The 20444-nt window shown below is 60.5% G+C and carries 18 protein-coding genes; 14 read left to right on the top strand and 4 right to left on the bottom strand.

What is annotated here, in order from left to right; translation table 11 throughout:
• Positions 1–93 precede the first annotated feature (93 nt).
• Complete coding sequence (locus P0D73_RS22870) at positions 94–996, top strand: LysR family transcriptional regulator (RefSeq protein ID WP_408317723.1); 903 nt, start codon at positions 94–96, stop codon at positions 994–996.
• A gap of 100 nt (positions 997–1096) precedes the next feature.
• Here P0D73_RS22870 and P0D73_RS22865 read toward each other — a convergent pair whose 3' ends face one another.
• On the bottom strand, positions 1097–2104 hold the full coding sequence (locus P0D73_RS22865; protein WP_408317721.1) for an asparaginase: 1008 nt from the start codon (positions 2102–2104) through the stop codon (positions 1097–1099).
• A 503-nt stretch (positions 2105–2607) separates the two neighbouring features.
• Here P0D73_RS22865 and P0D73_RS22860 point away from each other — a divergent pair.
• The 10 genes from P0D73_RS22860 (at position 2608) to P0D73_RS22815 (ending at position 15755) form a co-directional block, all read left to right on the top strand.
• The gene (locus P0D73_RS22860; protein ID WP_408317719.1) at positions 2608–4188 is read left to right on the top strand and encodes an ABC transporter substrate-binding protein; all 1581 of its coding nucleotides are present in this window, start codon (positions 2608–2610) and stop codon (positions 4186–4188) included.
• Between the two features lie 95 nt (positions 4189–4283).
• Positions 4284–5225 (top strand): ABC transporter permease, encoded by a 942-nt coding sequence (locus tag P0D73_RS22855; protein WP_408317717.1) that lies wholly within the window; start codon positions 4284–4286, stop codon positions 5223–5225.
• A 63-nt stretch (positions 5226–5288) separates the two neighbouring features.
• Entirely contained in the window at positions 5289–6206 is a 918-nt protein-coding gene (locus P0D73_RS22850) for an ABC transporter permease (protein ID WP_408317783.1), read from the top strand.
• A gap of 4 nt (positions 6207–6210) precedes the next feature.
• Positions 6211–7869 (top strand): dipeptide ABC transporter ATP-binding protein, encoded by a 1659-nt coding sequence (locus P0D73_RS22845; protein ID WP_408317715.1) that lies wholly within the window; start codon positions 6211–6213, stop codon positions 7867–7869.
• A gap of 88 nt (positions 7870–7957) precedes the next feature.
• Positions 7958–9490, top strand: a complete 1533-nt coding sequence (locus tag P0D73_RS22840) for a M81 family metallopeptidase (protein ID WP_408317713.1) — start codon at positions 7958–7960, stop codon at positions 9488–9490.
• A gap of 75 nt (positions 9491–9565) precedes the next feature.
• A complete protein-coding gene (locus P0D73_RS22835) occupies positions 9566–10579 on the top strand; it encodes an alpha/beta fold hydrolase (RefSeq protein ID WP_408317711.1) in 1014 nt (337 codons plus the stop codon).
• A gap of 851 nt (positions 10580–11430) precedes the next feature.
• On the top strand, positions 11431–12717 hold the full coding sequence (oxlT, locus tag P0D73_RS22830) for an oxalate/formate MFS antiporter (RefSeq protein WP_408317709.1): 1287 nt from the start codon (positions 11431–11433) through the stop codon (positions 12715–12717).
• Positions 12718–12842: 125 nt separating this feature from the next.
• A complete protein-coding gene (locus P0D73_RS22825) occupies positions 12843–13994 on the top strand; it encodes a M20 aminoacylase family protein (protein ID WP_408317707.1) in 1152 nt (383 codons plus the stop codon).
• 9 nt (positions 13995–14003) lie between these two features.
• A complete protein-coding gene (locus tag P0D73_RS22820) occupies positions 14004–15065 on the top strand; it encodes a serine hydrolase domain-containing protein (RefSeq protein ID WP_408317705.1) in 1062 nt (353 codons plus the stop codon).
• A gap of 204 nt (positions 15066–15269) precedes the next feature.
• Positions 15270–15755, top strand: coding sequence for a MarR family winged helix-turn-helix transcriptional regulator (locus P0D73_RS22815; RefSeq protein ID WP_408179722.1), 486 nt, complete (start codon positions 15270–15272; stop codon positions 15753–15755).
• Positions 15756–15851: 96 nt separating this feature from the next.
• Here P0D73_RS22815 and P0D73_RS22810 read toward each other — a convergent pair whose 3' ends face one another.
• Positions 15852–17264, bottom strand: a complete 1413-nt coding sequence (locus tag P0D73_RS22810; protein WP_408317703.1) for an MFS transporter — start codon at positions 17262–17264, stop codon at positions 15852–15854.
• Positions 17265–17397: 133 nt separating this feature from the next.
• On the opposite strand from P0D73_RS22810, the gene P0D73_RS22805 reads away from it, so the two are divergent.
• Entirely contained in the window at positions 17398–18201 is an 804-nt protein-coding gene (locus P0D73_RS22805) for a TetR/AcrR family transcriptional regulator (RefSeq protein WP_408317701.1), read from the top strand.
• A 149-nt stretch (positions 18202–18350) separates the two neighbouring features.
• Here P0D73_RS22805 and P0D73_RS22800 read toward each other — a convergent pair whose 3' ends face one another.
• Positions 18351–18491: a winged helix-turn-helix transcriptional regulator gene (locus P0D73_RS22800; RefSeq protein WP_408317781.1), complete on the bottom strand. Its 141-nt coding sequence runs from the start codon at positions 18489–18491 to the stop codon at positions 18351–18353.
• 26 nt (positions 18492–18517) lie between these two features.
• Here P0D73_RS22800 and P0D73_RS22795 point away from each other — a divergent pair, with 26 nt between their 5' ends.
• Entirely contained in the window at positions 18518–18787 is a 270-nt protein-coding gene (locus P0D73_RS22795; RefSeq protein ID WP_408317785.1) for a hypothetical protein, read from the top strand.
• A 252-nt stretch (positions 18788–19039) separates the two neighbouring features.
• Entirely contained in the window at positions 19040–19444 is a 405-nt protein-coding gene (locus tag P0D73_RS22790; protein ID WP_408317699.1) for a cupin domain-containing protein, read from the top strand.
• Positions 19445–19746: 302 nt separating this feature from the next.
• On the opposite strand, the gene P0D73_RS22785 is transcribed toward P0D73_RS22790, so the two are convergent.
• Positions 19747–20436 carry a LysR substrate-binding domain-containing protein gene (locus P0D73_RS22785; protein ID WP_408432950.1) on the bottom strand — a complete coding sequence of 230 codons (690 nt, stop codon included), beginning with the start codon at positions 20434–20436 and terminating at the stop codon, positions 19747–19749.
• Positions 20437–20444 lie beyond the last annotated feature (8 nt).

Genomic DNA, 20444 nt, shown 5'->3' with positions numbered 1-20444 from the left:
GCGGTCATGATCGACCGATGAGCGGGAGTCTAATTCGCCAATTCCGTTATAGAATTCAGTAGAATCTAAACTACTCTTAAATTAAATTTATCAATGGATGCGGTTTCGGACCTCGAGTTTTTCGTCAAACTCGTCAAACATGGCAGCCTGTCGGCGCTCGCGCGGGACGTTGGGGTCACGCCGCCCGCGGTGAGCGCGCGTCTTGCGCAGATGGAGCGGCGCCTCGGTGTGCGGCTACTGAACCGGACTACCCGGCGGCTCAGCATGACGCACGAGGGCGAGCAATACCTGACGACGGGGTCGAAGCTGCTGTCTGCGTTACAGGAACTCGACCGGACCATTTCGAGCAGCAGAGCGACGCCAAAGGGGCTGCTGCGCGTGAATGCGACGTTCGGCTTTGGCCGCCGTCACATCGCCCCGGCCATCGCAGCGTTTCATCGCCAGTATCCCGACGTCGAGGTACAACTCGAGTTGACGGATCGCCCGTTGAATCTCGCCGAAGCGGCGTTTGACGTCGGCGTGCGGTTCGGCGAGATTCCTGATTCGAGGTTGATCGCACGCAAGGTCGCGACGAACCGCCGGATGGTCTGTGCGTCGCCTATCTACGTGCGCGCGAAAGGCGAACCGGATACGCCGCGCGATCTGCAGCGGCATCAATGCATCGTACTCAGGGAAAACGACACGGCCTACGGCACCTGGCATTTCAGCAAGGGGAAGCGCCACGAGACGGTCAAGGTGCACGGTGTGCTGAGCAGCAATGATGGCGAAGCAACGCTCGTTTGGGCGCTTGACGGACAGGGCATCCTGATGCGTTCGGAGTGGGATGCGACCACCTATCTGCAGTCCGGCCGTCTCAAGCAGTTGCTGCCCGATTGGTCGTTGCCACCAGCAGATATCTACGCTGTGTATCCAGAGCGGCTCAATCTGACGGCGAAGGTGACGGCGTTCGTCGAGTTTCTCGAAGGCTTTCTCGGGAAGGGGCCGGGAGCGGGCTGAGATGGCGAAAAAGCCGGTGGTTTTCCGCTCACCTGCGATTTGCACCGCAACCCGGAACACGTCGGTCGAGCCGGCTGGCAATGGACATTTTGCCGTGCGTCTAGTCGGCGTCGTCGACGCGCTTCCAGAATTCGAACGCAGCGGCGCATACGTTGAGCGGCGCGCCCGTCGCGACCAGCAGCCAGAGAAGTAGACGCGCCTTGCGCGGCCCGAGCCACCCTGAAAACAAAGCGCCACGGCGGGCCAAGTCGATTTCTGAACCAGAAAATCCATAGGTGCGCGCCGCCGTCGATCCCGATCCCGTGCGGCTGGCGATGACGATCGGCAGCCGCGGCGCCAGCGCTTCGATGCGCTGTGCTTCGTCATCCGAAACATGCCCTGCACCGTAGGCCGCGATGACGATCCCGTGATATCCCGCGTGGGCGACCGCATCGAGCATCTCACCCGTCTCGCCCAGACATGTCTCGACGAGTGCCACTCGAACCGACAGGTTGGGCTTTGAGAAGCGCTGGGAATAACGCCTTGACGGTGGACGGAAATACTGGGGCACACCTTCGAGCACCATGCCAGCCGACCCCACGACCGGCGACTCGAAGGTTTCGACGGACATTGAGTTCGCTTTGCGCACCCAGCGCGCCTCATGGATCGTGTTGTTCATGACCACGGCTACACCGCGCCCGCGGCTGGCGCTGCACGCCGCGCAGGCCACCGCGGCGAGAATGTTGGCCGGCCCATCCGCGCCCGCAGCCAGCGGCGTGCGCATCGCGCCTGTGACTACCAGTGGCTGTGGATGCGTCCATAGAAGATCGAGCAGGAAGGCGGTTTCCTCGAGCGTGTCGGTCCCTTGGGTCAGGACGATCCCGGCGGCGCCGTCAGCCACCATGCGCTCTGCCCACACTAGACTGTCCAGCACATGCGCAAAGTTCAGCGAAGGGCTGGGTAACTGCAAAAGCGTCTCGGCGTGAATCTGCGCGATGTCAGCCAGACCGGGGACCGCAGCCACCAATTGTTGCGCCGAAAGACGTGGCAGCGCGCCAGCGTCGGCGTTGTCGGCGGACATGCATATCGTGCCGCCCAATGCCCCGACAGCGATGCTCGGATAGTTCATCGAAGTATTCCTTTCGAGTGTTTGGGAAAAAGACCAGCTTGAACCGTAGCTCAAATAGCGTGCAAAGAGTCGGTACCGACGAGGAGCGCCGTATCGCGCCCGGAATCGGTGCGATGCCGAACTTGCACTGCTTGATGCACCTTCCTCGCGCGCACTTGCACAAGTCCCGCGCATCGCGGTGCGCTCTTGCCGATTGAGTAAGTGTCCGCTCGCCCACACGTACTGGATTTACGCATGATGGCACGCTTCGTGCCTATACGCATGTAAATTGCAATTGTTGCAAGTTGCAATTAATCGGCATAGTGGAATCGCAGATCAGCCCGTCGCAAGCGCATATCCGAGATTGGAGCATCTGAACTTCAGCCTGGATGTCCGAAGGCTTACCACTGTATCGACGAGCTTACTGAACACGTCGAAGAGAGTGGCGAGTGGACGCGGCCGCCAATACGGCGCAAGCGCGGCCCGAATTCATTTTGTGTCATTTCTTCCTATTGGAGTGAAGCATGTTGAAGCGATTGTTTACTCGATGCGTGGCTGGAGCGCTGATCGCGAGCGCTGCGACGATGGTGTGTGCGCAGGATGCATCCAAGGTGTTACGAATCGTGCCGCAAGCCGATCTGAAGATCCTCGATCCGATCTGGACCACGGCATTCATCACGCGCGATCACGGCTACATGATCTACGACACCCTGTTCGGGGTGGATGCCAAGGGTGTAGTACAACCGGAGATGGTGGACACATATACGACCTCACCGGACAGCAAGACCTGGACGTTCACGCTGCGCAAGGGGCTCGCGTTCAGCGACGGCAAGCCGGTCACCTCAGCTGACGTTATCGCGTCGATCACGCGCTGGGGCAAGCGCGACGTGTTCGGTGAGAGAATGTTTGCGGCCCTGCAGTCGTTCGATGCGGTCGACGCCAAGTCCTTTCGCATGACGTTCAAGCAACCCTTTCCGATGGTCCTGGACGCGCTAGGCAAGCCGTCGGGCAGCGCCCCGTTCATCATGCCGAAGCGGGTCGCCGATACGCCGGCGGACCAGCAGATCTCTGATTACACCGGTTCGGGCCCCTACATCTTCAAACAGGACGAGTATCGCCCGGGCGCGAAGATCGTATACATCAAGAACCCAAACTATGTGCCGCGATCGGAGCCGGCTTCCGGGACCGCAGGCGGCAAGCATGTCTATGTCGACCGGGTCGAATGGATCGTGCTCAAGGACGCACAGACGCAGGCCAATGCGATTGCGAACGGTGAAGTGGACATGATCGAATGGATGCCCGCCGAGCAGTACGCCGCGTTCAAGAACAATCCGAAGCTGGAATTGCTGAAGCCGACGCCGGCCGGACTCTTCGACCTGCACCTGAATCATCTCGTGCCGCCGTTCAACAACCCGAAGATTGCCCAGGCGGCAATCATGGCGATCAATCAGGAAGCGTTGATGCGCGCGCAACTGGTGAACAAGGATCTGTACCGGACATGTTCCTCGATTTACCCGTGCGATTCGCCGTTGGCGTCGACCGAGACGGCCTATTTCACTGGCAAGCCTCAGTTCGCGGCGGCCCGCAATCTGCTGAAGGAAGCAGGCTACGACGGCAAGCCGGTCGTGCTGATGTATCCGTCGGACTACGCAGTACTGAACAAGTTTCCGCCGGTCATGGCGCAACTGTTGAAGCAGGCCGGGTTCAATGTCGACCTTCAGGCAATGGACTGGTCGACGCTTGTGACGCGCCGAACCAGCAAGGCGCCGGCCGAGAAAGGTGGCTGGAACCTGTTCATTACCGGATGGGCGCCCGGCGACACGATGAATCCCTTGTTCTTCACGCCGCTGACGGGCAATGGGGAGAAGGGCTGGTTTGGCTGGGCCACTGACGACAAGATCGAGCAGCTCAAGAGCGATTACCTTGCCGCCAGCGATCCTGCGCAGCGCAAGAAGATCGCCGCGGCGATCCAACTGGAAACGTACCAGAGCGGGATCCTGGCGCCGTTGGGCGACTTCGATTTCTATTCGGTGATCCGCAAGGGCGTGGTTAGCGGCGTCGTCCCGGCTCAGGTCAACGTGTTCTGGAACATTCGCAAGAGCTAACCGGTGTCGGCGGCTGGGCCGTTCACCGGCCGGTCGCCGTCTCGCAGGGCAACGCAAACCTGTCCATCTGTCAACCGGCTTGGAGCGTAACCGACATGGCTTTCTTTCTTTTCCGACGCGTACTGTCGACGGCGCCAGTGCTGGTCATTGTCGCCCTTATCGTGTTCATGATTCTGCGCCTGACGCCGGGCGATCCGGCTGCGGCGCTCGTCGGAGACAACGGCACTAGCGCGGACATCGCGCGGATCCACGCGAGCCTCGGACTCGACCGGCCGCTGCCAGTGCAGTTCGTTAAATGGACTGGGCAATTGCTGCAGGGCAACCTCGGCGACTCGTACTACATGAAACAGCCGGTAACCCGATTGATTGCGCAACGCATCGCACCGACCGTGTCGTTGTCCGCCCTGACACTGGTGATGACGCTCCTGCTCGCGGTGCCGCTCGGCGTGATCGCGGCCTCGCGGCACGGAGGCTGGCTGGACCGGATGCTGATGGGAGTTTCCGTGATGGGGTTCTCGGTGCCGTCGTTCGTGGTCGGCTACATCCTCATATGGGCGGTCGCCTTGCATGCGAAGCTGTTGCCGGTGCAGGGATACGCACCACTGAGCGCGGGTATTGGTCCGTGGCTCGCGCACCTGATCCTGCCCGCCATTACGCTGTCCATTGTCTACCTTGCGCTCATTGCCCGCGTCACGCGCGCTGCGGTAGCCGAGGCGCTGACCGAAGACTACATTCGCACCGCCCGCGCCAAGGGTATCTCCGAAGCACGCGTGCTGATTCGCCATGCGCTAGCCAATGCCGCGGTTCCGATCGTTACGGTGATTGGCATCGGCATCGGCCTGCTGATCGGCGGAGTGGTGGTCACCGAAACCGTCTACGCGATCCCCGGGCTCGGGCAACTAACGGTCGATGCTGTACTGGCGCGCGACTTCCCTCTGGTACAAGGCATCACGCTGTTCTTTTCCTTTGTTTATGTGCTTATCAACCTGCTGGTCGATATGAGCTATCTGCTGCTCGACCCGCGTATCCGCTATTGAGTGAAAGGACGACTGGACATGAGCGACGATCACGATCCGATGACCCTTGCCGCGCCGGGCGCCATGCTTGCCAACCTGGAGGTGGCGCCGGCCATGCGCTCCCGCACACCGTTGTGGCGCCGCGTGCTGCGGAACTGGTCGGTGCGCCTGGGATGCGGCGCACTGGTGCTTCTGGTCTTCGTAGCTGTCGCCGCACCGTGGCTTGGCACGATCGATCCGACCGCGATGGATCCCGCGAGCGCTAACCTTGCGCCTGGCGTGAGGGCCGAATTCAGTGATCTGTCAGGCGCGACGTTCCAGCACTTCTTCGTGATGGGCACGGACAGTCTCGGCCGGGACACTTGGAGCCGGGTGGTATATGGTGCGCGCGTGTCACTGTCGGTCGGTATCTCGGTGGCACTGCTGGCGCTCACCTTCGGTGCAGTGGTCGGTGTGGCGGCGGGATATTTTCGCCGCCTCGACGATGTGATCATGCGCGCCATGGACAGCTTGATGGCGATTCCCAGCATCCTGTTCGCGATTACGTTGATGGCGCTCTGGCGGCCGACGCTGGTCACGGTGATCGTCGCGATCACGATTCCCGAAATTCCACGCGTCGCGCGGTTGGTGCGCTCGATCGTACTCACCATTCGCGAGGAGCCCTACATCGAGGCCGCCATTTCGTTGGCCACGCCGACCCTCAAGATTCTGTGGCGTCATATTCTGCCGAATGCCATCGCACCGCTGATTGTGCAGGGAACCTACGTGTGCGCGTCGGCGATCCTCGTGGAAGCGATCCTGTCGTTTCTCGGCGTTGGCCTGCCGCCGGATATTCCGACGTGGGGCAACGTCATGGCCGACGGGCGCATGCAGTTCAACCAATATCCTCAGACCGTGCTGTTCCCAGGTGTTTTTCTGGCGCTGACGGTGCTGGCGGTCAACATTCTGGGCGACGGATTGCGTGACACGCTCGATCCGAAATTCAACAAACGGGGGAGCTGACACGATGCGCGATTTCGACTCCAAAACGGCAGCACCCTCCGCCGCCGAGCCGGCCACGAGTGTCCTCGCCGTGAATAACCTCACCATTTCTCTGCCGGGCGGTGCCGACCGCCCCCATGCGATCCGGCATGTCTCGCTCGACGTGCGGCAGGGGGAGATTGTCTGCCTGCTGGGCGAGTCGGGCTCGGGCAAATCGGTGATCGCACAGGCGGTGATGGGCTTGCTGCCAGCGACGCTCAAGGCGGTGGACGGCAGCATCGAACTGCTCGGCGAGGACGTGCTGACAGCAAGCCCGGACCGCATCCGCCAATTGCGCGGCGAGAAAATGGCGATGGTTTTCCAGGAGCCGATGACGGCCCTCAATCCGATCATGACGTGCGGCGCGCAGGTCGACGAGATGCTGGCACAGCATAGCCGTGCCGGCGTCGGTGAGAGGCGTCGGCGCATACTGGAAATCTTCGCCCACGTCAGGCTGCCGGAACCGGAGCGTATCTACGCGTCTTATCCGCATCAGTTGTCGGGCGGACAGCGTCAGCGCATCGTGATTGCCATGGCGCTGATCCTGAAGCCGTCGCTGCTGATCTGCGACGAGCCCACCACGGCGCTCGACGTCACGACCCAGGCCGAGATCCTCAAGCTGATTCGCGAATTGCAGACTGAGAGCGGAACCGCCGTGTTGTTCATCACGCACGATTTCGGCGTTGTCGCCGAGATCGCCGATCGTGTCGTCGTATTGCGGTTGGGCGACATGGTCGAGCAGGGCGCCAAGTTGCAAGTATTGCAGCAGCCGCGCGAGCCCTACACCCGCATGTTGCTGGCAGCCGTGCCCGCGCTGGTGCCGCGCACGCGCCCCCCGGTGGAGAAAGCCTATCCGCTGCTCGACGCGCGGGGGATCGGGAAGACGTATGTGACGGGTTCCTGGCCGGGCCGCAAGCGCAAGGTGCAGGCGGCCAGTGATGTCTCGCTGACGGTGCATCCGGGCGAAACGGTCGGAATTGTGGGCGAATCCGGCTCGGGAAAATCGACTGTCGCGCGCTGCATTGCCCGGCTAATCGAGCCGAGCGCCGGCGATATCTTCGCCGACGGTCGATCGGTGGCCAAGGCGCGCGGCCGCGCGCTATATCCGTTCCGGCGCGGCGTACAGGTCGTGTTCCAGGATCCCTACCGGTCGCTGGATCCGCGCCAGACAGTGGGTGCCTCGATCGTCGAAGGGCCGTTGAATTTCGGCGTGCCATACGCTCAAGCGTGGCAACGTGCCGAAGAATTGATGACACTGGTACGGCTCAGGCCCGATGCGCTGAACCGCTACCCAAGCGAATTCTCCGGCGGCCAGCGGCAACGTATCTCGATTGCGCGGGCGCTGGCCTGCGAGCCACAAGTGTTGATTGCCGACGAGGCGGTGTCCGCACTCGACGTCTCGGTCCAGGCGCAAATTCTCGAATTACTGGACGACATTCAGCAGCGGCTGCGGATCGGCATTCTATTCATTACACACGATCTGCGAGTGGCCAGTCAGATCTGCGATCGGGTCATCGTGATGCGGCGCGGCGAGATTGTCGAGGAAGGGGCGATCCAGGACGTGTTCCTCACACCGCGCCACGAATATACGCAGGCTTTGCTGGCGGCGGCGCCAGGGCGCGGCTTTGCGTTCGGCGCCGCTTGACGCGAGCCATTTGATCACAAAGATTTCCTGAGGTTCTGGTCAGTCATGGCGATGACCCGATACCGTCGATATTTTCAAAGAGACAGCAATGCAAACACCTAAGCGAATCGTCTTCTGTGGCTTCCAGCACGAGACGAATACCTTCGCACCGACACAAGCGGACCTGCTCGCGTTCGAGCGCGGCGGTGGCTGGCCGGGACTGGTGAGCGGCGATGCGGTATTCGAAGCGATTGCGGGCAGAAATATCCCCGCCGCCGGTTTTGTCGATGCAGCACGAAGTGCCGGCCATACGCTGCTGCCGACCCTGTGGTGCGCGGCCAGCCCGTCAGCGCACGTCACCGAGGCAGCCTACGAACATATCGCCGGTGAGATCCTGGCCGGCATTGAGGCAGCGCTGCCGGTCGACGCGGTCTACCTGGACCTGCATGGCGCGATGGTCACGACTCATTTCGACGACGGCGAGGGCGAACTGCTGCGGCGCATACGTGCGCTCGTTGGTGATGCTGTGCCGGTGGTGGGCAGTCTCGATCTGCACGCCAACGTTACCGCGCAGATGTTCGACAGGGCAGACGCGCTGGTCGCATACCGTACCTATCCGCACGTCGACATGGCGTGCACCGGCAAGCGCGCATTTGTGCTCCTTGAGAAGCGCTGGTCGAGCGGTTCACGTGCCGCGCTCGCATTCCGCCGGCTACCGTTCCTCGTGCCGATCTGCTGGCAGTGCACCGACATGCAGCCGGCCGCGCGTCTTTATGCGTTGCTCGAGGAGATCGAAGCGGCGGATGGCGCCGACCTGTCGTTCGCGACGGGTTTCCCGGCGGCCGATTTTCCGGAATGCTCGCCGGTGATCTGGGCTTATGCGAACGATCCCGCCGTTGCCGAAGCGGCGGTCGACGAGTTGACGCGGGCGGCGAACGACGCTGAAGCCGAATTCGCCGGTACCCTGTATTCACCCGACGATGCGGTCCGTTACGCGATCGAACAGAGCCGCGCCGGCAGGCGCCCGATCATCGTGGCGGACGCGCAGGACAATCCGGGTGCCGGCGCGAATTCGGACACCACCGGGGTGCTGCGGTCTCTGATCCGCCAGGACGCGCAGCAGGCCGCGATCGGCCTGATCGTCGATCCGGCGGCCGCCGAAGCGATTCACGAGCGGCGTGTCGGAGAGACGATCCGGCTGTCACTGGGTGGTCATTCCGGCATCCCCGGCGATGCGCCTTACGAAGACGAGTTCCTGATTGAAGCGATCTCGGACGGCAAGATCGACGCGACCGGCCCATACTATGCCGGCTTTCACCTGGATGTCGGGCCGGCCGCCTGCCTGAGGCGCGGCGGCGTGCGTATCGTCGTGGCCTCGTTCAAGGTGCAGATGGCCGACCAGGCGCTGTTTCGCCTCGTCGGCATCGAGCCCGCCACGCAGGCGATCCTGGTCGTCAAGAGCGCGGTGCATTTCCGCGCCGACTTCGCACCGATCGCGGCCGAGATTATCGTCTGCGCAGCGCCCGGTTCAATGCCCATGCGGCTTGAGCAACTGCCGTGGAGCAAGCTTCCCGTCGGAATGCGGCTTGGCGCCAAGGGGCAGCCTTTCGAGCCAGGATGGACGGCCTCGGCGTGCGGCTGAGTTGCGCACCGACACCTTCTATCCTACTTTTTCAGTTACCCACTCGTCACATTTCACCAATCGAGATCGCTACACATGGAAGACTATTTTGTATTCAATGCCGGAAACGTGGTGTTGCAATCCGGTATCACGTTCAGAGATGCCAAGCTCGCCTACCAAACCTACGGAAAGCTGAACGCAGAAAAATCGAATGTCATTCTATACATGACGTCATTTTCCGCGCATCACTATGACATCGAGTGGATGGTCGGTCCGGGCAAGGCGCTAGACACCGACAAGTACTTCGTCGTTATTCCGAATCTATTCGGCAATGGATTGTCGTCCTCGCCCAGCAATGCAACCGAGCCCTTTAGCGGAAACCGTTGGCCGAATTTTACGATTGCCGATAACGTCGCGATTCAACACCAACTCCTGACGCAAGAACTCGGCATCGACGTATTGCAATTGGCGTGCGGATGGTCGATGGGCGGGTTGCAGGCGTATCAATGGGCAGCAATGTATCCGGACATGGTCAGGCGGCTGGTCGTGCTCTGCGGCGCGGCAAAGACCTCGCCGCACAATCAGGTATTCATCGAGGGCGTGCGCGCGACCCTGACGACGGATCCCGGTTTTCAAAACGGAACGTTCGTTGAGCGTCCCGAACGCGGTCTGCGGGCCATGGGCCGCAACTACGCCGCTATGGCGATGTCGCAGACGTTTTATCGTGACGAGGTGTGGCGGCAGGCCGGCTTTTCCTCGCTCGAAGACTATCTCGTGATGTCTTGGGAAGCGAATTTCCTGAAGCGAGATGGCAACAACCTGCTGGCTCACCTATGGACATGGCAGCATGCGAACATCGCGGCCAATTCCAAATATAACGGTGATTTTCACGCAGCGCTGAAGGCGATTACGGCAAAGGCGTTGATCATGCCTAGCGAAACCGATCTGTATTTTCAGGTGGAAGACAACCGTCTCGAGGTCGCGCAAATGCGAAATGCGAGGCTCCTCCCCATTTCGTCGATATGGGGCCATCGTGCCGGGCTGCCGACAGCCAATCTGGACGATGCCGCGTTTATTTCCGACTCGATAACCCGGCATCTCGAGGACTAACGTACCAGACTTGCCGCGGCGGTGCCTTGTGTTTATCTTGCAGTCCTCATCGGCACCGCACGCCCCTACCTCGGTGCTGTTGAGCAACATTGCGGAAGTCGCTGAAGCAGACCCGCGTGCGACTGCAACATGTCGGGCGGGACGTCAAAGGCGTCCCCGGCATGGCAATCATCCGGCCCAACGTGCCCTGATCCCAGGTCGCACGACTCTCTCCGCATGCTTTCGAAACGGGTCATTTCACGCGCGTGGCGTGCTGCCTGACGCAGCAACTTACGCGGCTGTCAGACCGGTGACGCAACAAAGGCAGCTCACACGAACCGGCGGCGTTCTCCATCATCGGCGAGCGTCGAGGACAACATATTGCGCACTGCGACGAAACTGAGTCGGGTGTTTCGGCAGATTGCATCGTCACATCTAAATCGCTCCTTGAGATCGTCGCAACCGTCCGGGTGCGACGAATGCCAATGCTGCGCCCGGAACCGGTGCAACGGTGATATTGCGTCGCGCAGTGCACCTTTCTCGCGCGCATCGCGCATGGTTTCTGCGCATGGCAGAGTCTGCATCGCGGTATGGAAAACGCCTGATTTGTCGATGAATACGGGTTTTGCCGGGACGTGGCACACTTCGTGCAAATCAAAGTCACATGTAAATGACAATTATTGGAAATTGCAACTATATCGACGCGATGTAAACGCACTGGCAGATTGTTGATAGGTGACGTTTCCAGGGCTGGGTCATCTGAACTTACGTTTCGATGTACTGAGCGCGTTGTCCAGCAGCGTGGCGTCGGATCTTCAGGAAAACGCGCTGCCTGAGTCATTTCGTGTCACTTATTCGTACGGAGTTGAAGCATGAGCACCCAGAATTTCGGCGCCGGCACCCGCGCCCCACTTGTCCTTTCACTACACAGCCGCTGGTGGCAATTATTGTGCGGCCTCGTATGCGCGATGGTCGCGTCCAATCCGCAATACATCTGGACTTTGTTGACGCGACCGCTGACAGCGCAGCTCGGCGTGTCGCTGCCGAGTCTGCAGGTCACCTTTTCCATCCTCATTGTCTGCCAGACTTTTCTGTCGCCGCTCGAGGGCTATTTGATCGAGCGCTTCGGGCCGCGCTGGTTACTGGCCGCGGGTGGCGCGATTACGGGGCTTAGCTGGGTACTGACGAGCCGCGCGGAGTCTCTGCTGTCCATTTACCTCTGCTATGGCGTTCTCGGGGGAATCGGTGTTGGCATTGTCGTGGTCGGCACGATCGGTCTGATGGCACGCTGGTTCCCAGACCGTCGCGGTTTTGCGATAGGCGTGGTGATGGCGGGCTTCGGCATGGGCGCGATGCTCACGACATTTCCGATCACCAATAGCATCGCCAAGTACGGCTATCAGCATACGCTGGTCGTCTATGGCGTGATCCTCGGCGTGATCGGCATACTTGCCGCGCTCGGCATGAGGCTGCCGCCTCCCGGCTACATGGCGGACTGGCGGCCGCAGAGAGCCGCGGCCGCCATACCCGACACGCGGCCCAGCAACATGCTGCGCACGCCGCTGTTCTGGCTGATGTTTGTGATGATGTCGATGATGGCGACCTCCGGCCTGATGGTGACTTCGCAAATGGCAGTCTTCACGCGAGATTTCGGCATGGCGGGAGTCACCGTGTTCGGCCTCGCCGCGTTGCCGCTTGCGTTGACGATCGATCGCGTGGCGAATGGCGTGACGCGGCCTATGTTCGGATGGATCTCCGACCTGATCGGGCGCGAGCATACGATGCTGATCGCGTTCGGGATGGAAGCGATAGCGATGGCCTTATGGCTCACATCGCGGCACGACCCGTTGTTGTTCGTGCTGCTGTCGGGCGTCGTTTTTCTCGGCTGGGGCGAGATTTTTTCGCTGTTCCCTTCGACGCTCACGGACACCTTTGGCAGCAAGCATGCGATCGTCAACTACGCGTGCCTGTCTTATGCGCAAGGTATCGGTTCGATCCTGGGCGGACCGGTGGCGGCGCTACTCCACGAGCATACGGGCGGTTGGGACGCGGTGTTCGGCACGGCAATCGCATTGGATAGTTGTACCGCGGTGCTCGCGATCGCCGCACTCAGGCCGATGCGCCGCGCGTGGTTTGCCCGCGCTTCCAGGCGCTCGTAATGCAATGGGCCACGTCCAGCCTGCCAATAATCTCGCCCACGTGAATCTGCGCGGATGCCGCACCGCCTCGTCGATTCTCTGTTTTTTCGTCTCCTTGATTTTCCACTGAAAGGGATTAAATTCCGATGGATAGCGACCTGATCGACCTCATGATGAAGTGGCGGCACGCACTGCACTCCTGTCCGGAAACTGCGTTCGAGGAGGTTGCAACCGCGGACCTCGTCGCTGGCGTATTGCGACAGTATGGCTTCGAGGTACATGCCGGCATTGGCCGGACCGGTGTGGTGGGCACCATGACCCGAAGCGCGGGGCCTGCCATCGGCTTGCGCGCCGACATGGACGCGCTGCCGATCGCTGAAGCCAATAGCTTCGCGCATCGATCGCAACATGAAGGCAAGATGCATGCGTGTGGCCATGACGGCCATACTGCAATGCTGCTCGGCGCCGCCGTTTCGCTGAGCCGCGACTCCAGTTGGCGCGGTACGGTGCATGTGATTTTTCAGCCAGCAGAAGAAGGGCCGGCGGGCGGCGGCAGGATGATGGTCGAAGACGGACTCTTCGAGCGCTTTGCGTGCGATGCCGTGTTCGGTTTGCACAACTGGCCGGGCATCCCGCGCGGACATTTTGCGATCAACGACGGTCCGATGATGGCATCGTTCGACACGTTCGAGATTGTTGTCGACGGCAAGGGTTCGCATGCAGCGATGCCGGAGGAGGGGAGCGACGTGCTGGTGTGTGCCAGCCAGATTGTCACCGCATTGCAGACGATCATAAGCCGACGAATTTCCCCGAAGGAATCAGGCGTCGTTAGCGTCACGCAAATTCATGGTGGCGAAGCGTGGAACGTATTGCCTGACCGTGCAGTCATTCGCGGCACCGTCCGCTGTTTTTCAAGCGCTGTGCAGGAACGGATCCGCGCGTCGATCGGCGAAATCTCCTCGGGTATTGCGCGGGCACTGGGCGCAAACGCGACGCTCGACTATCGCTACGCGTATCCGGCCACCGTCAACAGTGCCGTTCAAGCCGACCTTGCGGCCGCAGCCGCTGAGGCGACCGTCGGCACTTCCGGCGTGCGGCGAGGTTGTGTGCCTTCAATGGCCTCGGAAGATTTTGCGTTCATGCTGCACGCAAGGCCCGGCGCGTATATCTGGATGGGTGTTGACGAGGCGACTCCGGCAGCACCGCTCCATAATCCGCATTACGATTTCAACGATGCCGCACTTGCGATCGGTGCGAGTTATTGGGTGAATCTCGTCAAGCTGTTTGGTGCCCGGTAAAGGACCCTCATGCAATCTGCCAACCTCCAGCATGCTGTGCAATTCGCGATCGATCATGAAACGCCCTGGGACCGCGAGGTCGATGGCGTTTGGGGCGTACATCCGGACGACCCGCCACCCTGGAACCGGCTGCTCGGACCGGTGCATGGACGTGGCCCGGTGTCCGGCGTCATCACTCGGGCCGGCCGCCCGCTAACTTCGTGGGGCGAACCTGATCGTGCCGACCTGACCTTTAGCATCGCCAAGACTTATCTGGCGCTGCTGGCCGGTGTTGCGCACGATCGAGGCCTGATGCCCGATGTCGACGAGCCGGTGCACGTGCGCGTGCCTGGTATCGGCTTTGATGACGAGCACAACGCGAGCGTGACCTGGGCGCATCTTCTGCAGCAGACGAGCGAATGGCAAGGCGTGTGTTTCGGCTTGCCCGACGAGGCCGACCACTATCGATACGTCAAATTCGGCAAGGAGCCCGATGGGAAAAAAGGGGAGCGGCGGTCGTTACGGGCTCCCGGTACCTACTGGGAATATAACGACGTGCGCATCAATCAGCTTTCGCTGGCGCTGCTGAACCTGTTCCGCCGCCCGGTGCCGGAGGTGTTTCGAGAAGCGATTATGCGGCCACTCGAAGCGAGCGAGAACTGGCAATGGGTCGGTTACGACAATGCCTGGGTGGAGGTGGGTGGGCAGCGCGTGCAGTCGGTTCCGGGCGGCACGCATTGGGGTGGCGGCCTGTCGATCAGCGCCCAGGACCAGATCAAGGTGGCTCACCTGTTGCTGGGTCAGGGCAGCGTCAACGGCCAACAGGTAGTCTCCAGCGATTGGCTGCAGCGCATGTTGACACCGTGTGCGATCGCACCGTTCTATGGCTACCTGGTCTGGCTCAACCATGAGCGCAGCGTATTTCCGAGCGTGCCGGCGTCCAGCTACTTCGCAATCGGTGCGGGCGGTTCGTTCACCTGGATCGAGCCCGAACGCGAGCTGGCGGTGGTGGTGCGTTGGCTCAATCCGGCGCATGCCGACGAATTTTTCGGTTTGGTGCTCAAGGCGATTGACGAAGGGGTGAGGGGTTAATCTGTGTCCATCCACTTGCCGCACAGGCATCGTGCGTGCTTGCCCCACTCGTGCGCATTGCGTTACGCTCGTGCCGTTTGGCAAGCGCCCGGCTTGTCCGCACCTTGGGGGTTTCCGCACGGTGGTATGTTTCGTGCACGAAACTCGTGAAATTTAAAAGTTGCAGTGTGCAACTGAATCAAAGTAGCCGAATGGGAGGACAGCATGTCGAAGGCGCCGTATCCAAGACTGGAACATTTGAACTTCCGCCTCGATGTACTGAGCGAGTTGGCCAAGGGCGTGGCGTCTGGCCTTTACGAAGCCGAATGTGACGTAACCCTTCGTGACCTGCGCGTGCTGCGTTTCGTCGATATGCAGCCGGGCATTTCCCTCGGCCCGCTGATTGAGCTGACATACCTAGAAAAGACGCTGGTTTCGAAGCTGGTCACTACGCTAGCAAATCGCGGCTTGCTGACGCGCTCTACCGGCACGACGGATGCACGTGTCATCAACCTGAACTTGACCAGGAAAGGCAAGGCGATTGTCCGCAAGTGCGACCGGATCGGCAAGATCTTCGACGAACAGCTCATGTCCGTTTTGTCAGCAGAGGAAAAGCGAGTGCTTTTTGACTGCATCAACAAGCTGACGGAACACGTTGAGGAGGGCGGCGAATGGACGCTCCCGGCGACACGGCGCAAACGCACAGCCTGAATTGAGACGCCGGGGCGAGTATAGGTTGCCACCGCTCGGGCAGACGATCGGCAGCATGTGGCGGACGCCGGTTGCCACGCCCGCGCGCTATCCGTGCTATCGCAATGCGGTCCGCGTATGGCCACTCACCTCCCGGCCTGCATCCGGGTCTATGCCGATAAAGTAGAAGACCGAGATCAGCACCAGCACAGCCACTAGCAGGAAGGCGACCCGGAAATCAGCTAGTGAGAGTTGGGCGTGATTTCCATGAACCAGGACCGCAGCGTGCAGCGCTATCGCACCAAATGCGATGCCCAGACCGATTGTCATCTGCTGAACCATACTGAAGAATGTGCTCGCTGAGCTCATTCGCGCCGGCGGAACGTCCGCAAACGCGAGCGTGTTGATGCTTGTGAACTGCATCGACCGGCACAGGCCGCCCGCGAGCAACACCAGCATGATCAGCGCGCGCGGCGTGTCCGGCGAAAGCAGGCTGCACAATGCGATTGTCACTGCGGTAAGCACCCCGTTGACGATCATTACCTTCCGAAAGCCAAAGCGTTTGAGGATCGGCGTGGTGACAGTCTTCATGCCCAGATTGCCAGCCGCGTACGCGAGCACCAGCAAACCCGCAGCGAATGCATTCAAGCCGAAGCCCAGTTGGAACAGCAGCGGTAACAGGAAGGGTGAGACGCTGACCGACACGACATATAACGAACCGCCGTCAAGGGTCACGCGGAACGTCGGAATTCGCCAGGGCGAAAGATCGATCAGGGGGTGTTCGGCGCGGCCGAAATGCCGTATGGCCAGGACTGCAGCGACCAAGCCGCAGATCAGCGCGCCGGCCGTGATGCGCCAGTCGCTATGCAGTTGCCCGATCAGGACCATGCCGTACATCAGGCACGTCAGCGCAATACCGCTCAGCACGAACCCCGGCACATCGAACGGACGGCGGGTGGGTTCGCGGTAGTTCGGAATGAATAGGGCGGTTAGCGCCAGACCCACCAACCCGATCGGCACGTTTAGCAGAAAGATCCAGCGCCAGTTGAAATAGGTCGAGATAAACCCGCCCAACGCTGGACCCAACACCGGTGCGGCGAGGCCGGGCCACGTGATATAGGCTATCGAGCGCATCAGGTGACGTTTCTCGGTGCTGCGCAGCACGGCGAGGCGGCCTACCGGCACCATCATTGCGCCGCCGATTCCCTGCAGGATCCGCGAGATCGTGAATTCGACGAGGCCGCTACTCATCCCGCACAATATGGAGGCGCCGGTGAACACGATGATCGCGCCACCGAACACCGAACGTTGCCCAAATCGGTCGGCCACCCATCCACTGATCGGAATGAAGACCGCGAGCGCCAGCAGATAGGCAGTCATGCCGATACTCAGGCTCACGGACGTGACGCCAAACGTGGCGGCCATGTGGGGCAGTGCGGTCGCGATCACCGTCGCATCCAGGTTCTCCATGAAATAGGCGCTGGCGACGATCAGCGCGATGATGACTGGCTGGCGGCTTGACAAAGACATGGGCGGAGAACGGAATTCGGGTTGTGCGACATGCCCTCAAGCGCGTCAGATTGTGGCGTTTGCAGCGGGTGGTAGTCGAAGATGGGGTTCGCCTCGCGGTAGCCTGAGATAATGCATGGCTGCGCCCGGGTGCGTGGCGAGACTGTTCCCCGTACCCGGACGATATACTCTACCAAACCATAAGTCGTCATGTGAAGACTTATTTTTCGAAAGCGATGGACCGAGGAGCATCATGAAGGCCAAACCCAGCGATGTTGCAGATCCGGGCAGCAAGACCGTAGCGGGTCGCGCGCCGATCAAGCGGCCAATGAGGAAAGCACCGCAGCGTCTGCCACGCGCCGAGCGTCAGGCGCGCGTGTTGGAGAAGGCCGCCGAATATTTCGCCGAGCACGGCCTGAACGCGCAGACTCGCGCGATTGCCGAGGCCTGTGGCGTGTCGCAACGTTTGCTGTATAGCCTGTTCCCCAGCAAGGCCGCGTTGATCGACGAAGTTTACAAGCGTGAAATTGTGGGGACCTTCAAGGCGATGTGGTTTGTTCAACTGAAAGACCGCAGTGTGCCCATTGAAAGCAGGCTCAATACTTTCTATCGCGACTACTACGATACCCTTCTGACGCGGCAGTGGCTTCGCCTGTTCCTTTACTCTTCGCTTGAAGATCTGCAAATGGCGCCGACGTACACGAATGCTGTCGTGACGCACGCGCTTGAGATCATTGTCACTGAGACGGCGCACGAATTGGGACGCGGCGTACCGGCCGATCCGGCTCATCTGACCGAGGTGGGCTGGCTGCTGCACGGCGCGGTGTCCCACCTTGCGATTCGCCGCCGTATTTATTCGAACGACAACGCCACGCCCAGCGACGCGGTGATTGCGATGCACGTGCGCGCCTTCCTCACGAGCGCGCCAGCGCTGCTTCCGGCGCTGGAAAGCACCTGAGCGCGAGGCGCTGGCGGCGTCACGTAGGTTGGTGCACCATCTTCGTCCTGTCAGCGGCGTTGAACATGGAGTCGATCGACCGCTTTTTCTCCTCATCGGCTATGGGAGCAACTAACCGCTCGCCGGCCACGCGGCGCGCACCAAGGCCGTCAGCTGATAGTCGCACGTGGTGGAATTACCGGGTGCGCATAGCGCGGTACGAGGCCAGTTCGTTCGAGCTGTTGCAACGTCTTTGTCGGTATTTTCTGGCTCACGCCGCTCACCTCGTCGCGTAACCGCGAAAAACGCATCGCGCCGTGCGTGCCGAGTACATCGATTGCGAGGTCGTGCATCTGTCGGCGATCTGCTCGATGATGTTGCGTGCGAGATCATCGAATTTCTTTTGCAGGTTGCTATCGTCGTGAAGGCCGTCGTAGCAATTAGTTTCCGTGAGGAAAGTATGAAACCGTCAGGTGCCTTCTTGCGATTGCTGGATGTGACTGAAATAATCGGTGCGCATGTCAGACCGACGGACACGGCTCCGTCTTTCAGGCTGCATCTGGCACTGACGCAGCGTTTCAAGCAGAGAACATCGCATGACTATTGAAACAATCGCTATTGAACGTTTGTCGAACCGGTAACGCGCGTCGGCCTGGGCACCTGGGAAATTGCCGAATGGATGTGGGACGGCACCGATGAGAAAGATTCGAACAAGGTGATTCGTCGGCGCTCGCGGCTGTGCGTTCAATCAAAGATTGCCGCAACGCCGCTAAAGCATGGACTAGATGTCTGACGTTATTCTGTGCGTACGCGCGGCCATCTAATTTTTCGACATATTGAAAATAGTATGGAGTAGAAATTGTTTAATTTTTTTGATATTCAGAAAATTATCAGCAAATTCCCCGACGATGCGGATAGCACAATCGTCGACACCTACCTCACCGACGAACCGTCTGCAAGCTCAAGACTCTTTCGTGTTTACTATCCGATACCTCGCCACTACCACGAAACGTGTGAAGAACATCTGTACCTCCTGACCGGCAAGGTCACTTTTGTGATCGAGGACGAGGCGCCCCGCGTCCTTACCGCCGGCCAATTGGTCACCTTTGAGCGGAACACCGTGCACGCAATCAGTGAGATTCTAGAGTCACCGGCGGTCTTTTTTACAGTAGATGCTCCGCGTCGTGTGCCGACCGATGTTGTGTATGTGAATCCCGATGACGCAAATATTCGACCTTTTGTGACTCACCTGGAAGATATCTAAAGGTTGACGCCTGGTGGAGACAAACGGCGTCCCATCGCGAACTGGGGTAGTCGCCGGCACTCGCGCTCGTCCTCACCCGAAAACGATAGGCGCCATCAAGGCCTCGCCAACCCCTTGCGAGGCCTGCCAAGCAGATTCAGGGTCACGCGTCGCATTGTAGTGCCATCGGGTTTCCACACAACCCGGCTGCTTCGCCGTCACCCTGTCAAGGCCCGTTGATTGCGGTGAACGGCCATTTACCCCGACTTCGATCGCAATTTTTCAGGCGTGCACCCGTGCTGACAAGACCGCCTGCATATGTCCTACTGATTTCGTTTCTTTTCGCTCTGAAATCCTTCCCGCAATGCCTCAATCAACGCCTCGCCTGCCGGCTGTATGGCACGTCCCTTGGCTCGCGTGATTGAAACCGTCCGATAAAGGCCGTCGGGCGCGACGCGCGCGGTGCCCAGCGCGGTCATGTCAAACATGGAAAGCATGCCCACAGGCATGAACGTCACGCCGAATCCCGCCTTGACGAGGGCCAGCACCGAGATCGCGTTGTGTGTCTCGAACGAAGGATGAAATGGCAATGCTTGCGCCGCGTAGGCGTTGGCAAGCATTTCGCGAGTCGCGGTTTCGCGCGGCAGCGTGAGCAAGGGGTACTTCGACGTCTGAGCAAGCGTGACCGTATCAGTCTGCACGAGTGGGTGGCCCTTCGGAGCAACGAGCACGAACTCCTCATCACTCAGCGGCTCGCAATCGAATCGGTCATCCGCATCGGCAGACGGCGTCACGGCGAAGTCGATTTCCCCGATGTGTACGCGATCCAGCGCACGACCGAGTAGATCATCGTGCAGCACGACTTCAATACCCGGCCAGCGTGCCCGGAACTGTTGAATGATGGAAGGGAGGAGCGCGCTGGCGATGGTCGGCGTCGCACCTAGCACAACGCGCCCGCGCTTGAGACGGGATTCGTCCCTGAACTCCTGCGCAAGCATGCGGAGTTCGACCATTGCCTGCT

Source organism: Paraburkholderia sp. RL18-101-BIB-B (assembly GCF_046026985.1).
In the GTDB taxonomy this organism is placed as follows: domain Bacteria; phylum Pseudomonadota; class Gammaproteobacteria; order Burkholderiales; family Burkholderiaceae; genus Paraburkholderia.
Note: the sequence above shows the minus strand (reverse complement) of the source record. Positions and strands in the feature narration are given on the sequence as shown.

Bases quoted from the DNA above. Each gene is read 5' to 3' on its own strand.
- P0D73_RS22870 (WP_408317723.1), top strand. From the start codon at position 94: ATGGATGCGGTTTCGGACCTCGAGTTTTTCGTCAAACTCGTCAAACAT.
- P0D73_RS22865 (WP_408317721.1), bottom strand. From the start codon at position 2,104: ATGAACTATCCGAGCATCGCTGTCGGGGCATTGGGCGGCACGATATGC.
- P0D73_RS22860 (WP_408317719.1), top strand. From the start codon at position 2,608: ATGTTGAAGCGATTGTTTACTCGATGCGTGGCTGGAGCGCTGATCGCG.
- P0D73_RS22855 (WP_408317717.1), top strand. From the start codon at position 4,284: ATGGCTTTCTTTCTTTTCCGACGCGTACTGTCGACGGCGCCAGTGCTG.
- P0D73_RS22850 (WP_408317783.1), top strand. From the start codon at position 5,289: ATGCTTGCCAACCTGGAGGTGGCGCCGGCCATGCGCTCCCGCACACCG.
- P0D73_RS22845 (WP_408317715.1), top strand. From the start codon at position 6,211: ATGCGCGATTTCGACTCCAAAACGGCAGCACCCTCCGCCGCCGAGCCG.
- P0D73_RS22840 (WP_408317713.1), top strand. From the start codon at position 7,958: ATGCAAACACCTAAGCGAATCGTCTTCTGTGGCTTCCAGCACGAGACG.
- P0D73_RS22835 (WP_408317711.1), top strand. From the start codon at position 9,566: ATGGAAGACTATTTTGTATTCAATGCCGGAAACGTGGTGTTGCAATCC.
- oxlT (WP_408317709.1), top strand. From the start codon at position 11,431: ATGAGCACCCAGAATTTCGGCGCCGGCACCCGCGCCCCACTTGTCCTT.
- P0D73_RS22825 (WP_408317707.1), top strand. From the start codon at position 12,843: ATGGATAGCGACCTGATCGACCTCATGATGAAGTGGCGGCACGCACTG.
- P0D73_RS22820 (WP_408317705.1), top strand. From the start codon at position 14,004: ATGCAATCTGCCAACCTCCAGCATGCTGTGCAATTCGCGATCGATCAT.
- P0D73_RS22815 (WP_408179722.1), top strand. From the start codon at position 15,270: ATGTCGAAGGCGCCGTATCCAAGACTGGAACATTTGAACTTCCGCCTC.
- P0D73_RS22810 (WP_408317703.1), bottom strand. From the start codon at position 17,264: ATGTCTTTGTCAAGCCGCCAGCCAGTCATCATCGCGCTGATCGTCGCC.
- P0D73_RS22800 (WP_408317781.1), bottom strand. From the start codon at position 18,491: ATGCGTTTTTCGCGGTTACGCGACGAGGTGAGCGGCGTGAGCCAGAAA.
- P0D73_RS22785 (WP_408432950.1), bottom strand. From the start codon at position 20,436: ATGGTCGAACTCCGCATGCTTGCGCAGGAGTTCAGGGACGAATCCCGT.